The sequence below is a fragment of the Olivibacter domesticus genome, assembly GCF_900109575.1.
Taxonomy (GTDB): Bacteria; Bacteroidota; Bacteroidia; order Sphingobacteriales; family Sphingobacteriaceae; genus Olivibacter; species Olivibacter domesticus.
This window is the reverse complement of sequence record NZ_FOAF01000001.1, coordinates 1,178,186-1,192,523: the sequence shown is the minus strand read 5'-3', so window position 1 is coordinate 1,192,523 and position 14,338 is coordinate 1,178,186. Positions and strand designations below refer to the sequence as shown.

At 41.6% G+C, this 14,338-nt stretch carries 10 protein-coding genes; 6 read left to right on the top strand and 4 right to left on the bottom strand.

What is annotated here, in order from left to right; genetic code table 11:
* The first annotated feature begins 144 nt into the window (after positions 1-144).
* The 4 genes from BMY50_RS05050 to BMY50_RS05035 are packed head-to-tail and all read left to right on the top strand — an operon-like array spanning position 145 to position 5,031.
* Positions 145-1,326 (top strand): glycoside hydrolase family 130 protein, encoded by a 1,182-nt coding sequence (locus tag BMY50_RS05050; RefSeq protein WP_093323607.1) that lies wholly within the window; start codon positions 145-147, stop codon positions 1,324-1,326.
* 3 nt (positions 1,327-1,329) lie between these two features.
* Positions 1,330-2,727 (top strand): MFS transporter, encoded by a 1,398-nt coding sequence (locus tag BMY50_RS05045; RefSeq protein WP_093319468.1) that lies wholly within the window; start codon positions 1,330-1,332, stop codon positions 2,725-2,727.
* 5 nt (positions 2,728-2,732) lie between these two features.
* Positions 2,733-3,896, top strand: a complete 1,164-nt coding sequence (locus BMY50_RS05040; protein WP_093319463.1) for an AGE family epimerase/isomerase — start codon at positions 2,733-2,735, stop codon at positions 3,894-3,896.
* A 19-nt stretch (positions 3,897-3,915) separates the two neighbouring features.
* Positions 3,916-5,031 (top strand): glycoside hydrolase family 26 protein, encoded by a 1,116-nt coding sequence (locus tag BMY50_RS05035; RefSeq protein WP_093319458.1) that lies wholly within the window; start codon positions 3,916-3,918, stop codon positions 5,029-5,031.
* Positions 5,032-5,273: 242 nt separating this feature from the next.
* On the opposite strand, the gene BMY50_RS05030 is transcribed toward BMY50_RS05035, so the two are convergent.
* Positions 5,274-8,237: a M1 family aminopeptidase gene (locus BMY50_RS05030; RefSeq protein WP_093319453.1), complete on the bottom strand. Its 2,964-nt coding sequence runs from the start codon at positions 8,235-8,237 to the stop codon at positions 5,274-5,276.
* 71 nt (positions 8,238-8,308) lie between these two features.
* Positions 8,309-9,445, bottom strand: coding sequence for a helix-turn-helix domain-containing protein (locus BMY50_RS05025; RefSeq protein WP_093319448.1), 1,137 nt, complete (start codon positions 9,443-9,445; stop codon positions 8,309-8,311).
* A 287-nt stretch (positions 9,446-9,732) separates the two neighbouring features.
* Here BMY50_RS05025 and BMY50_RS05020 point away from each other — a divergent pair, with 287 nt between their 5' ends.
* Positions 9,733-12,105 carry a TonB-dependent receptor gene (locus tag BMY50_RS05020; RefSeq protein WP_093319443.1) on the top strand — a complete coding sequence of 791 codons (2,373 nt, stop codon included), beginning with the start codon at positions 9,733-9,735 and terminating at the stop codon, positions 12,103-12,105.
* A 1-nt stretch (position 12,106) separates the two neighbouring features.
* Positions 12,107-13,327: a PepSY-associated TM helix domain-containing protein gene (locus BMY50_RS05015; RefSeq protein ID WP_093319438.1), complete on the top strand. Its 1,221-nt coding sequence runs from the start codon at positions 12,107-12,109 to the stop codon at positions 13,325-13,327.
* A gap of 449 nt (positions 13,328-13,776) precedes the next feature.
* On the opposite strand, the gene BMY50_RS05010 is transcribed toward BMY50_RS05015, so the two are convergent.
* On the bottom strand, positions 13,777-14,076 hold the full coding sequence (locus tag BMY50_RS05010; protein ID WP_162276536.1) for a type II toxin-antitoxin system RelE/ParE family toxin: 300 nt from the start codon (positions 14,074-14,076) through the stop codon (positions 13,777-13,779).
* Positions 14,063-14,293 carry a hypothetical protein gene (locus tag BMY50_RS05005; protein ID WP_093319428.1) on the bottom strand — a complete coding sequence of 77 codons (231 nt, stop codon included), beginning with the start codon at positions 14,291-14,293 and terminating at the stop codon, positions 14,063-14,065. Before BMY50_RS05005 ends, BMY50_RS05010 begins: the two co-directional genes overlap by 14 nt.
* Positions 14,294-14,338: the final 45 nt, after the last annotated feature.

Here is a 14,338-nt window from a genome sequence, read left to right as displayed (position 1 = left end):
TAAAAATGGATATGTCAACTATTCGGTTGCTATGGTTTTAATTGTATTATAAATTGCAAAAATAATATTGAAATAAGCTAGGGATATCAGCTAGTATTGTGACCGATAAACCAAAACAAGAAAACATTTCTAAAGAGCATTATGATGAACCAGCGATTTGACGATCGAATAAAAGAGATTGAGGAAGCCTATGAAAAGCTGATTACACGGAAAAACGAACTTATTTGTCCCGGTAATGGAATCTATGAGCGCTATAAATATCCTATTCTGACGGCTGCCCATACACCGGTATACTGGCGATATGATTTGTCGCCCGAAACGAATCCATATTTTATGGAAAGGTTTGGTATTAACGGTATTTTCAATGCAGGAGCGATTAAATGGAAGGATAAATACTTATTGGTGGCACGCGTGGAGGGGAACGACCGCAAATCTTTTTTTGCGGTTGCCGAAAGCCCGAATGGCGTAGATAATTTCAGGTTCTGGGAATATCCGATTCGTTTGCCGGAAACCGATACACCTGATACAAATGTATATGATATGCGACTTACAGCGCATGAAGACGGTTGGGTGTATGGCATCTTCTGCACCGAACGGAAGGATCCCGAAGCAAAGCCGGGCGATCTTTCATCGGCTATTGCATCTACCGGGATTGCCCGTACAAAGGATTTTAAAAACTGGGAGCGTTTGCCCGATTTAAAGGCTGAAAGTCAGCAACGTAATGTGGTGTTGCACCCCGAATTTGTGGATGGAAAATATGCTTTATATACGCGGCCGCAAGATAGCTTTATAGATGCAGGTAATGGCGGCGGCATTGGTTGGACCTTAGTGCCCGATATGATACAGGCCGAGGCGAAGAATGAAATGATTATCAATGCTCGCCAGTATCATACCATTAAAGAGCTTAAGAATGGAGAAGGGCCACATCCGCTCAAAACGGATAAGGGATGGCTTCATCTTGCCCACGGTGTTCGGAGCTGTGCCGCTGGTTTACGTTATGTACTTTATGTATATTTAACCGATTTAAACGAACCTTATAAATTAACCGCAGAACCTGCCGGATATTTATTGGCTCCCCAAGATGAGGAACGGATTGGTGACGTGTCTAATGTGCTTTTTGCCAATGGATGGATAGCCGACCCAGATGGAACCGTGTATATTTATTATGCCTCAAGTGACACGCGCATGCATGTGGCAACCAGTTCGATTGATCGCTTATTGGATTATTGTATCAATACGGTACCGGATGGATACCGGTCGGCAGCATCTGTAGAAACGTTGAACACGATTATCGATAGAAATAAATCGCTGTTGAAAGATGGCTAAATTATGAACAGAAAATCAATTATAAACCTAAAAGAGTGTATTGGTTATGGCTTGGGAGATGCTGCATCTTCCATGTTTTGGAAATTATTCGGCTCTTATCTCTTGATCTTTTATACGGATGTTTTTGGATTGGAGGCGGCAGCGGTGGGCACTATGTTTCTGATTACCCGCATATGGGACTCCTTTTTTGATCCGATTGTTGGCGTCGTGGCAGATAGAACGCAGACACGATGGGGGAAGTTTAGGCCTTATCTGCTTTTTTTAGCTATCCCTATCGCAATCATTGGTGTATTTACTTTTTATACACCTCCGCTAGACTTGCAGGGCAAACTTATTTATGCTTATGTTACTTACTCCTTGATGATGATGATATATTCGGCCATTAATGTGCCTTATGCATCTCTCCTAGGCGTAATGAGCCCTTATCCGGCTGATCGGAATATTTTATCTACTTATCGCATGGCTTTCGCCTATTTGGGTAGCTTTCTAGCCTTGCTACTTTTTATTCCGTTGGTTAATTATTTTAGTGAGAATAGTAAACTGCTTGTTGATCAGCAGTATGCTTGGACGGCTACCGTTGCCGTGATTGGTTCACTGAGCGCGCTACTCTTTTTTGGATGTTTTAAACTGACCAGAGAACGTGTTAAACCAGTAGGGGAGCATCAATCATCGCTAAAAAAAGACCTGAGCGATTTAATTAAAAATAGACCTTGGTGGATTTTGTTGGGGGCGGGGATCTGTGCCTTGATTTTTAATTCAATACGAGACGGTGCCACTGTGTATTATTTCAAATATTACGTGAATGAAGAGCAGCTTGGCGCGGTTCATGTTTTTAATATTCCTTTTATACTAAGCGGCTTGTATTTGGCTCTAGGGCAATTATCTAATATAGTGGGAGTGATACTTGCGGCTCCGCTAAGTAATCGAATAGGAAAAAAAAACACTTATATGTTGGTTATGGCTATAGCGACCGTGCTGAGTATCTTGTTTTTTTGGATAGATAGGGGCGACTTATTCCTTATCTTTTTCTTACAAATTATGATAAGTATTTGTGCCGGATGTGTATTCCCTTTGTTGTGGTCGATGTATGCCGACTGCGCTGATTATTCTGAATGGAAAACGGGTCACCGGGCAACAGGATTGATTTTCAGTTCTTCTTCGATGAGCCAGAAGATTGGTTGGGCCATAGGGAGTGCTTTAACAGGCTGGCTGCTCACTTATTTTGGCTTTCAAGCGAATAAGGTACAAAATGCAGAAACCATCGATGGAATAAAAATGTTTTTAAGCTTTCTACCTGCTGCAGGGGCTTTTCTATCTATTTTTTTTGTATACCGCTATCCACTCACGAAAGACAAACTGCTGCAGATTACGGCCGAATTAGAAGTCAAACGAAATCAATAAAACGCATGGAAGGGTTCAAAGAAGAAGCTAAACGGATTCTCGCTTTTTGGAGCGAGCATATGGTAGACCATAAGTATGGCGGTTTTTATGGTCAAATTGATGGGAGAAATCAATTGCATCCGGATGCCAATAAGGGAGCGGTATTGAATTGTCGGATTTTATGGACCTTTTCAGCGGCCTATCGAACATTTGGCAGTCCGACTTATTTACAGGTTGCAGAGCGGGCCTTTCATTATATAATGAATTACTTTATTGATAAAACCCATGGTGGTTTGTATTGGGAGTTGGACTCGAAAGGTGATGTTATAAACGCGAAAAAGCAGATTTATGCACAAGGTTTTGCCATCTATGGGCTTACGGAATTTTACCTCGCTACTTCCAATGCAAAGGCCCTTGAATTGGCTATCAATCTTTTTCATTTACTGGAAAAGCATAAAGACACGCATCACGGCGGTTATTTTGAAGCCTTTACGCAAGATTGGAAGCCTTTGGCTGATATGCGGCTGAGCGCAAAAGATGCCAACGAGAAAAAGTCAATGAATACGCACTTGCATATTTTGGAACCTTATACTAATCTTTACCGCGTATGGAAAGATAAACGGCTCAAAGGCGCTTTGCGCGAGCTGATTATTATTTTCCGAGAAAAGATTGTTGATCCGGCTTCTTATCACCTAAACTTGTTTTTTAACGAGGCGTGGGGGGTGAAATCGACAGACATTTCTTATGGGCACGACATCGAAAGTGCTTGGCTGTTGCTTAAAGCGACAGCGGAATTGAATGAGCCTGCCCTGAAAGGGCAGATTCACATGTTAGCGGTTAACATCGCCAGGGCGGCCACAGATGGTATTCAACAGGATGGCAGTATGATTTACGAAAAAAAACCGGATGGCATCGATATGGATAGGCATTGGTGGGTGCAAGCAGAAGCGGTGGTGGGTTTTATGTATAGCTATGAGCTTACTGATGATAAGATGTATCTTAACCTTGCTAGCAACCTGTGGGCGTACATTCAAAGCTATTTAGTCGATAATGTGGCGGGTGAGTGGTTTTGGAGTGTGGATGACAACGGGCGACCCAACAGGATCGACGATAAAGCTGGCTTTTGGAAATGTCCTTATCACAATGGGCGCATGTGCTTTGAGATGATCAGCCACTTCTCTTTTGAATAAATTTTTCAGCTCTTACAATATGGGAAACTTATATTTTTTAACGCTTTTTACCTGCTTTTTTGGTTTACAAGAGGGCAGTCAAATAACTTATAAACCGATAGATAAACAGGCAAATCTAGCAACGATATCGTTGTACAATAATTTATTTCAATGGAAAGCAAAGGGCGTTATGCTTGGTCATCAGGATGATTTGGCATATGGCCATTCATGGTATAAAGAGCCTGGCAGATCAGACGTTAAAGATTTGGCTGGCGATTACCCGGCAGTGATTGGTTGGGAATTGGGCAACCTAGAGCTGGGTGCTGAGCGTAATTTGGATTCGGTCTATTTTTCTGATATGCGGCAATATATAAAAGAAACATTTGCTAGAGGGGGAATCGCCACGCTTAGTTGGCACGGCAACAACATCGCTACGGGAGGTTCTGCTTGGGATTGTAAGCAGGATACTGTAGTGGCGAATGTGCTGGAAGGGGGGCGCCATCATCAAGGTTATCTTGCATGGCTCGACCGGCTTGCTGATTTCTTTTTAAGCTTAAAGGACAGCAATAATGAGCTTATTCCGGTCGTGTTTAGGATGTATCACGAGCATACAGGCGGCTGGTTTTGGTGGGGTAATAAGCAATGCACTCTCGAAGAATACAAGAAATTATGGAGAATGACGGTAGACTACCTTAGATATAAAAAGAATGTACACAATCTCTTATATGCCTATTCTCCGGCAACGGTAAAGTCAAAAGAAGAATTTTTTGAACGTTATCCGGGTGATGATTATGTGGATATAATTGGCTATGATTGTTATTTAACGGGAATTGATTCGACCGCTATCAACCGTTATCGGGCAGAAATGCGATTAAATCTCCGTATTATTACGGCTTATGCAGAAGCTCATCATAAAATTCCAATTATTGGTGAAACGGGCTTGGAAAGCGTTAAGGATACAGCCTATTTTACAGATATTGTTTATCCGCTCTTAAAAGATTACAATGTTTCCTGGATATTATTTTGGCGAAATGCTTGGGAAGCTGATAAACCAAACCATTACTACACCCCGCACAAAGGCCATAAGGCTGCGGGTAATTTTAACGACTTTGTGCGAAAACCACGTATTTTGCTAAATAAGGCCATCAGGCCTTAACCACTCCGGAATTATGGGCTTGTAGTACTCACCTAATGTCATGCTTATCTCACACTAGAAAAAAAAATGTAAGAAAACTTGTCAAAGTGTAATATGTACACTATCTTTGTATCATCATAATTTAGGTTTATAATTGGTTAGTTAAAAGTCTTCAATCTCCCCGGTTGAAGACTTTTTTTGTTGAAAAGTTTTTAGAAAAGATATCGGTTATCATCCCATCATAAAATTATTAGACTCGTTGTTTATTCAATTTGCGCTGACTTAATGTAGAAACCCTCTTCATCTACTTCAAAGTTATCCTCGTTCATATTCTTTAAGGTTACCGTTTTCCATTCGCTACTAGGATAGATGGTATCAAATTGGTTTTCAGCTACACTAATCTTTATCGGCATATCAAAGTTGGGATGATCCGCTTGCCAGCGATAACGGACTGTTAGATTATTGTTATTTTCCAGTAGGCTATATTGTAAGGTCGGAATTCCCGTGTATCTTAAGTATTGGTCGAAAATAGGTCTGTAATTTCGACCGGTTTGCCGACAGATATAATCAATCAGCTCATCGGATGTAATTGTTTGGTAACGGAAGTGCGCTTGGATGTTTTTCAGTAAACTAAACCAACGTTCGTCATCATTCAATACACTGCGAAATGTGTGTAGCAATAAACTGCCTTTGGTGTACATGTCTTCAATATTGTAGTGGATATGGTTTACATCGTATACGCCGATGACTGGTTCATGGTTCAGCACCTCGTTTCGCTGGTTATTGATATACTCAATGGCAGCAGCTTTGCCATAACTTTCTTCCACCATTAACGATTCTGCATAGGTAGCAAATGCCTCATGAATCCACATATCTGCAATGTCCTTGCTGGTGACGGCATTACCCCACCACTCGTGCGCTACCTCATGCCACATAACCCGAGGTATTATCAGGCTTGAGCTGTCTACTATCGCTTTTCCGATACAAACGCCGCTTTGATGTTCCATCGGGTAGGGACTTTCCAATAGGGTAAAACCGTCTCGAGGAAAGGGATATTTACCGAAATATTTTTCATAAATCTTCAACATTGGTTTTACTTGCTGAAATAACTGTTTTCCCAGTTGGAGATGATAGGGCATTACGTAATAATTCAGTTTTAAGGTGTCATTATTGTTGTCAATATAATGATCATCGAAATGAGCATATTTTCCGATACAAAAACTTACATTGTAGTTATTGATGGGATAGGTTATTTTCCATTCAAAGCGCATTTTCTGGTTGGCAAGGGGTGTCTTGTGTGCCAGTACGCCGTTTGATATTTCGGTATATTCCTGTGGTACGGTAATCCAGATGCGCATGCTGTCGGGCTCGTCCGACTGGTGATCTTTATTAGGCCACCAAAGGCTCGCTCCTGATCCCTGACAAACCATTTGTACCCACGGATTTCCTAACGCATCCTTGTCCCACAAAAGGCTCGCTCCTGATCCCTGACAAACCATTTGTACCCACGGATTTCCTAACGCATCCTTGTCCCACAAAAATCCGCCGTACATCGGTAACTTAAGATCTGGTACTTGTGGCGTGCCCTTGTAAAAGATACTGAGTTCTTGTAGGGTGCCTTCTTGTTGAACTTCAGGGAAATCGATAAAGACGGCATTATGGACACGCTCATAGGGCAGGGATTGCTCCTTAAAAAGTATTTTATCAATAGGCATGTTGGCGTATAAATCTACCTGCATACGTTTAAATGGGGTCACCACCTTGAATTTTATTTTGTTATTACCCTTAATGGCACGTGATGCTAAGTCGACATCTACATCAAGATGATAAAAAGTTACATCATAGCAGGTTCTTGGGGCACTGAGCATACCACGTAGGGTATCTGCATAGGTAAAGCCATTGGCTCTGTTTGAAATATGGATGATATCCGAGTCGGGCTTATGGTCATCATGCTTTGCAGAATTAGTTTCGGTATTTTTTAACGTGTCGAATACTTTCTGTGATAGGATCGTAGCATCTTCCCATGAAGCTCGATTGGCCGTTCTGCGGATTTCATTATTAAGTGAGGACGCCGGACTGATAACACCGTTGGTGAAAGGTTTTACGTCTTTTGTATTGATATCAGTCACTAACATGCTGAAGTGCCCCTTCCAGGGAATGGCTTTCATGTTACGCTTACGACTGTCTATTAATACGTCCCAATAGCGGTTGATAGCTGATAAATACCATTTATCTCCGTGTTTTTTATAGTTGATGACCGTTTTTATCCCCCTAAAATCCATCGATGCCCGTAATACCGCCGACATAATAGTATAGCCAATCCCTCCTTTACCGTGTCGGTTAATATAGCGTACACCGGCGGGTGTTAAACGCCATTCGCACATAACAATGGCCAGGGTTGCTTCCTCAATATATAGTTTTCCTTCGATAAGCGCCCGCTTGCTGGATCGTTTAGGTGAAAACGAAATAACCATTAGATTGCTTGTGTCTTTTTGGATCGTTTCAACGTAGTCGAAGTTATAATAGCGGAAGTTGTTGGCATTCATAAAAGAACGCGGTGCCTCGGTATATGGCTGAACATCTTCGCTTAGCGAGCTATAGGCGGTGTTGGTGATATTCTTGATCCAGTTGTAAAATCGGGGATCTCCGTGGTCGTCCGAGGGTAATTTCTGCCCTTTTAAAATCTTGATTTGGTTTTGATTGGTTTTTGTGGTGTGGAATGTTTTATAAATATCGAGTAATGATTCATTATAGTTAATGGTATCGTCCTTTAAGCGGATATACTCACGATAAGAAGCCGTGAGGCGAATATTGGTGGTATCATAGTTTTGAGGTATACGGGCAATGACTTCTTTCATAATCGCGAGCCCATCTCGCTTATTAACCATTACTTCGCCGAGCTTAACGACGATAGGGTGTAACGTTAATTGCATGCGCTCTTTGTTGCTGGCAGTTAGCGGAACTACTAAAGTTTCAAAGCCTACACAGGAAACAACTAATGAATCGGGTAGGAATTGGCTTGGCACGTTAAGGATGAATCTACCATCGGCATTGGATGAAGTGCCGATCTTTCCTTTTTTTAACTGGATGCTTGCGTTAGCAATAGGTTGGACGGAACCGGAAACATGAATGTTTCCAGTGAAGGCAACATCCTGCTCCTGACTGATAATAGGGTTACTCCAGCACAATAACAAGGTGATGAGGCAATAAGTAAAAAGGAGTTTCATAAGGTTTTTTTGAAGCAAATGAAGTCCTTTTTACAATTCCAAACTATTCAAATCCGGATTTGAATACTATTTTAAGCCGATTGATCGCTTTTTTTTCTCTTGCATTCGGTTAGGTATTCTTTTGGTGACATGCCAATGGTTTGTTTGAATGTCCGCTGGAAGGTAGCTTGTGAATTGAAGCCCGATTCGAAGGCAATGCCCATGATCGTGAGGTGCTCGAAATCTGGTTTTAGAACTTTTTGTTTGAAGGCCTCAATACGATAGCCATTTACATATTCATTAAAGCTTTTTTGTAGGTATTGATTCAGTACAGATGAAATTGTTTTACTGGCAATACCTGTGTGTTGCGATAATAGTGTTAGGCTTAATTCGGGATTGAGGTATAGCTCATCTTTCTCCATGGCCTTTTTAAGAAGGGGCATTACTTCGTTAACGGTATCAGGAGGCGGAGGCGTAGCGACTTTTTTGGAGGTGGGCAACTCCTGTGCGGGTAACAGATAGCCTTTTATACCTAATGAATAAATCAGCACCACTAATGGAATATAGACCGGATACCAATCTACGGTGTTCAATACGAGGTCGGTTAGTGAAGGGATAACATATGGAATTAAATAGAGTAGCCAGATAAACTGAAAGGCCAGAAAGATATGAATAAATTGACGGAACCATTTTCGTTGTTGATGCTGGATGGTATGAGCGTTTAAGTAACGGTAAGACAAGCCTAAATAAAGTGTAACAGAAAACCAGCGTGGAATATCAGAATAGACGTTATAGTTGTCAATCAATAGACCCCATGGTTGAGGATCATTCTTGACGAACCCACTGATTAGCCCGATCACAAAAGTGATAGCAATGAGTGGAGCACCGAAATCGACGATGACAGGAACAAAATGCCACCGATGTTTCTTTTTTAACCTAAACGTCGGGTCTAAGCTGGACTGGATGTAGAAATATACGAGTGGCCCCACCGGCATCACCACAATTAAGGGAATAAAATTGAGTAGAAAATTTATCCAAGGGAAATATTCATGAAGAGGCAAACCATCTAACAGTAAATTGAAACAGGCCATACCAAAAATAAGCATAATAAACGCTAGGAACCGATTTGACCGCCTGTTTTTGGTTGATGTAAGAAGCAAACCGCACAAAATAAAGCCCTGAACGGAGCCCATTAACACAATGGTATTGAACAGAGTGAAAACTGTCATGAGTACTTTTAGGTAAACGGTTTTTTATGTTTATTGTTACGATCAAGCTTTGCTGGAACAGGAAATAAATGTCATATAAAATTGTTGGATTAACAAGTTTTTAGACGCCAATTTTCAAGGTGTAATATGACCGCTTGTGCTATCCCTTAGGACAATGAGGTACGGCGACTAAGGGGAGGAGTATTGCTTAATCGTCACTTCGACAAATAATTATCATATTATTTAGAATTAAACTAAATAAATCACTATTTTCGTCGCAATTTATAATCATTCTTAACTAACTTTATATGTGCTCTATATTTACGCGGTCTCGATCGGGCAATCGCAGACATGTGCCTAATGTACTCATGGCCTGTCTATTCATAGCATTAGTGCTATTATCACAAGCAGCGCAAGCGCAAACTAGTTTGCGTGGATCGGTAAAAACTGCCGACGGAAAACCGGTACCATCTGTCACTATTTCTATACCGTCTATTCAGCGAAGTGGCCTGACGGATGAAGTGGGCGAATACCGTATCAATCGATTACCAGCTGGAACCTACAGCGTCATTGCGCGGTCTATCGGCCTGCAGTCGCAGGAAAAACAGGTTACACTTGGTACAGAAGACATCGCCAAGTTGGATTTTGTGCTTACAGAAACGTCTGCACAGCTGGAGGCGGTGAACATCAATTCCTTGGGAACAAACAAATTTGCCGTTAAAAAAAGCGATTACATCGCTCGGATGCCTTTAGACAACTTGGAAAATCCGCAGGTGTACACGGCTGTTGGTAAAGAGCTGATTGCTGAACAGCAAATTGTTGACTTCAAGGAGATCTTACGTAATGTGCCTGGCGTGGCCCCCAATAATAACCCTGCTGGTGGTACGGGAGCTAATATCAGGGGCTTCGGTGCGACAACCACCGTTCGGAATGGCCTAGCGGTGCAATCTTATCAGTCTGATCCCATCAATTTGGAACGGGTGGAAGTGATCAAGGGCCCTTCGGGCACCTTGTTCGGATCGAGCATCGTGAGCTTTGGTGGCTTGATGAACCAGGTGACGAAAAAGCCGATGGATACTTTTTTGGGTGAGGTGTCTTTTACCTTGGGTAGCTATGAGCTGAGCAGACTAACAGCGGATATTAATACGCCTTTAAATGAGGATAAAACGGCATTGCTGCGTATCAATGCTGCCGCCCATAAGGAAAATTCTTTCCAGAATTTCGGGCATAAGAAGATGTATACCTTCGCCCCGAGTTTTTCGTATAAGGTGAGCGATCGACTAACATTTTTGCTGGAGGCGGAACTGAATAAAACAAACCGTTCTACGGTGGCCTATTACCAAAATTTGAACAACACTTCCTACAAGAATTTCCGTGATATTCCCATTGGCTTTGACATTTCTCTGGGGGGTGCTGATATAGATGCACAACTTACCGCTAATAACTTTTATGGCGAAGCAAAGTATGAGATCTCTGATAAATGGACGTCAACAACGAGCATCGCCTACGGCGAAAATCAAATTGACCATAGTAACCAGATCTACCCGCAATGGACGGAGGATAACAAGTTCAACAGAACTATTTCGAACTATGGCCCTAGAATTTTTACTTCCTTGAACGGTCAGCAGAATTTCAATGGTGACTTCAAGATAGGAGGACTTCGTAATAGACTTTTGGTGGGCGTTAGTTTTTATACCTTCCGCAGTTTTTTACGATTTACGAGTGTAGGCACGTATGATCAGATAGATCTTTCGGCTTCGCCGATTATTCCCGGCATCAACCTGGAAGCGGTAAATGCGATTGTTGCTACCAAGCCGCAATCCAATACGGAGAATAAACAGGGCTCTTACAGTGCTTATGCGTCTGATGTATTGAATATTACTGATCGCTTAATGGCTATGTTGAGCCTTCGTGTAGATCGTTTTGAGAACGCAGCACCCATTGCCAATGGTGTGAAGGCCGCTACGGGTGCTTATAACCAAACGGCTTTCTCCCCTAAGCTGGGCTTAACGTACCAGCTGGTGAAAGACCAGCTCTCGGTGTTTGGAAATTACATGAATGGTTTCCAGAATGTGGGCCCGGTTACGCAGCCTACGGGTACGGTGGATATCTTCAAGCCTCGCCAAGCAAACCAATGGGAGGGTGGCGTAAAGTTGGAGGTGCTTAATAAAAAATTAAATGCCACGCTATCGTATTACGACATAAAGATCAGCAATGACACGCGTAATGTGGAAGGTGTAATGATTCAGGATGCTACCTCAAAAAGTAAGGGCTTTGAGGCGGAACTGATTGCTAACCCGGTGGATGGTTTGAATATCATTGCTGGATATGCCTCCAACAGCTACCGGATATTGAATGCCTCGGCTAATATCGGGAACTACCAGGCACAGGTTCCTACAGATTTCATCAACTTCTGGGCGAGTTATAAATTCACGGGAAATGTGCTGAAGAATATTGGATTGGGATTTGGCGGTAATTACGTGTCTTCATGTTTCTTCGATGCAGAAAATACCATCGTTATTCCAGCCTATACGGTACTGAATGCGTCTGTTTTTTATGATCAGCCGAAATGGCGCTTAAGCCTTAAGGCTAATAATCTTTCCAATGAGCGGTACTGGACTAATTACGGTATCCCGGAAACGTTAAGGCAGTACCTGGGTACGATCAGTTTTAAGTTTTAATATGCTAATTAAAAAAGAAAGAAGTGTTAAGGCTAATAAGTCTACCTTCCGAAAGGTCTCTGAATGGCTTCACCTCTGGATTGGTCTTTTCTCTGGGATTATTGTGTTTGTAGTGTGCCTCACGGGCGGTATATGGGTTTGGCGATATGAGGTTTGGCATTTTACGGAAAGGTACCAACAGGTTGCTCCTCAAAAGGCTTCTTTTCTCGTTCCCTCAAGACTTATTGCGCGTACCGGGCAATACCTCAGCGAAAAGTCGGGCAAGGCGGTTAACGCGCAGTCGATTACCTATGGAAAAGTTAACCGGGCGGCTTATTTGAGCTTTAAGCTGGGGAAGGATGGAGGTGCACTAGTTTATGTAAACCCTTACACTGGCGAAAAATTAAAAGATAAAAGGGAACCCTCACCTTCGGAGAAGTTTTTTATTTTTATTCGGGCAGGCCACCGTTTCTTCTGGCTACCGCAGAAAATAGGCAGTCCCATCGTTGGTGCCGCTTGTATCTTATTTCTTATTACGCTCATTACGGGTTTCATCTGGTGGTACCCGAGCAAGTGGAATAAAAAGGCTAGAGAAAAGAGCTTTAAAATAAAGTGGGGTGCGAAATGGAAAAGGCTTAACATCGACCTGCATAATGTGCTGGGCTTTTATTCGCTGCTTGTTGTGATGGCGTTAACAATCAGTGGGGTGGTGTTTACCTTCGAATGGTTCGAGAAAGCGGTTTACAGTACGCTTACCTGGAAGCAGCAACCAGCAGCTACCGCAGAAACGCCGCTCTCTGATACGCTGACTGTAGGGCTGCCGAAACTGAATCATCCAGAGGATATGATCTTTCATAAGATAAACAGCTTATATCCGAATGGCTTTGCGCGTTTGTTTATCGGATTTCCAGAAAGGCCAGCGGACACCTATGAAACCTACGTCGGTTTTGGAGATGGCACGCTGATCTATAATATGGATTTTCGTTATTTCGATCAAGGTAGTCTTAAGGAACTATCTGGCACAACCGAACGCACGAAGCCTTACAAAAACCTATCGCTCGGAGAAAAAATATTTCGAATGAATTTTGATATTCATACGGGTCAGATTATCGGACTTCCCAGTAAGATCTTAGCTTTTTTTGCTTGTATCATTGGTGCTGGTTTACCAGTAACTGGGTTTATTATATGGTACAATCGGAAATGGGGAAAGAAAAAGAAAAACCGAAAGATTGTTATTCTATAATCAGTTTAAATGAATCATTTAATATTTTATTTTTCAATTATTTATATGTTTTAATATAATTAAATAGTTTAGAATAGAAGTAGGGTTGACTCTGTACATCTCCTGGAAAAATTAAGAGCTTATGTCATGCTAATATCATACTCAAAAAAAATGGAAAAAATATTTTGCAAAGTGTGATTTGTACACTATCTTTGTGTCATCATAATTTAGGTTTATAATTGGTTAGTTAAAAGTCTTCAATCTCCCCGGTTGAAGACTTTTTTTATACATGTGCTTGTAATAGATTAAGCTATTATAGTCTAACTAGTAACCTTGAGAAAACTTATCTGCTGCCCATATTTCTCAGTTTAATACGCTGTATTTTTTTCGCTGCTGATTTTCACCACCACCATAAATCAATGTTTTATTCATCTGCTGTGTCGCTGCTAGTTCACCGAATAATGGCTGTATTAACCTTTATTGGGATAGTTTGGGGCCATTGAGGTATGAAAAATTGAGATAACGTATACGGTATCGTTAGGCTGATCAAACCAATAGATGATGACGAAAGGGAAAACTTTTACCGGAGCAAAACGGATATCGTCACCTGTTCTTATAGGAAAAAGAAGTGGAGAATTTTTGACTGAATTCAGTGTTGCTGAAATCCGTTTAACGAATTTGCCTGATAGGCCTTTTTGTTGTTCTTCATACCATTCAGCAGAAGCATATAGTTCTTTTTCAGCTCTTTCTAATAATTTAATGGAACGCACGGTCAAGATCTTTTTGGATTTCGCTCCAATCTTTCGCGATTATTTTACCTTCTTTAAAAGCCTTTTGTGTGTCGCGGAAACTTTTGAGCTCGGCTTCAGTAAACGGATATTCATTTGTATCCTCGTTTATAGTATATGCAATACCGAAACGGTTGAGTACCTCTTGTAAGAGCTTAACATCCTTGTTGTTATGAAGTGTAGCAGTTATAGTAGTCATAATGATCAAATATACTAAAATTGAAAATCATGGCAAAATTAAGTT